The sequence below is a fragment of the Carnobacterium sp. genome (assembly GCF_032094055.1).
In the GTDB taxonomy this organism is placed as follows: Bacteria; Bacillota; Bacilli; order Lactobacillales; family Carnobacteriaceae; genus Carnobacterium_A.
The window spans coordinates 15,250-16,098 of sequence record NZ_DAMDAK010000056.1 but is presented as its reverse complement, the minus strand read 5'-3'; the positions used below and the strand labels follow the sequence as shown (position 1 = coordinate 16,098).

Here is an 849-nt window from a genome sequence, read left to right as displayed (position 1 = left end):
GTACGGAGTTGAAGTTTCAGTAGATATCTTTGGTTATTCAGCAACCGTACCTGAAGCTCCTGGCATTGGTCAAAATTTCAGTAAAATATCTAATAATGTAGATGTTATTTCTTCAATGATTTATCCAAGCCACTGGGGTTCTTACTTTGGCATTTCGAAGCCTGATTTAGAACCTTACAAATTAGTGACGGAATATATGAAAGTTGAAAATGAACTTTTAGAAGGATTAGAAACTCCGCCTAAATCAAGACCGTGGTTACAAGACTTTACAGCTTCCTATTTGGGTGCAGGCAACTATATCGAATACGGTGCAACGCAAGTAGAAGATCAAATTCGTGCGTTACATGAAGCAGGTGTAGATGAGTTCTTATTATGGGATGCCAATAATACCTATACTCCAGGTGTGAACTACAACTTAAATTAAACAACAAAAAAGAAAGCAGTCTTACTCTGCTTTCTTTTTTTGTTGTTTTTTCAGTTAAACTCATTATTTCTTTTATTCGTTCAGCTCTCTTTTATAGCCTAAAGTGAAATTACTTCTCCATTTGCTAATAAGCAAAGATAAGTCGCAGTTACTGGTTTGTCCAAGATAGATTCCAAAGCGCGGCGATAAAGATGCAACTGGCCTTGATACTTCTCTTTCATTTTTTCGCCAGCAGCTGTACCATAACGCGCTACTTGATCTGTTTTATAATCAAAGAGAATCACTTTTTCACCCATTTCTAAATAACCGTCAATGATTCCGTGGACCAATATTTTATCATCAGCCGCTTGATCTAAATCAGAAAAAATCTTTTCTGCTTTTAACAATAACGAAAAAGGTGCTTCTCGTGTAACTTGTTGTGGATG

General features: G+C 36.3%; 2 protein-coding genes. One reads left to right on the top strand and one right to left on the bottom strand.

The window, feature by feature from the left end; all coding sequences use genetic code 11:
* Positions 1-424: putative glycoside hydrolase (locus tag RT405_RS09165; RefSeq protein ID WP_313469215.1), on the top strand; the 424-nt coding region annotated here is incomplete at its 5' end.
* Between the two features lie 98 nt (positions 425-522).
* On the opposite strand, the gene RT405_RS09160 is transcribed toward RT405_RS09165, so the two are convergent.
* On the bottom strand, positions 523-849 hold a 327-nt coding region (locus tag RT405_RS09160; protein WP_313469213.1), incomplete at its 5' end, for a hypothetical protein.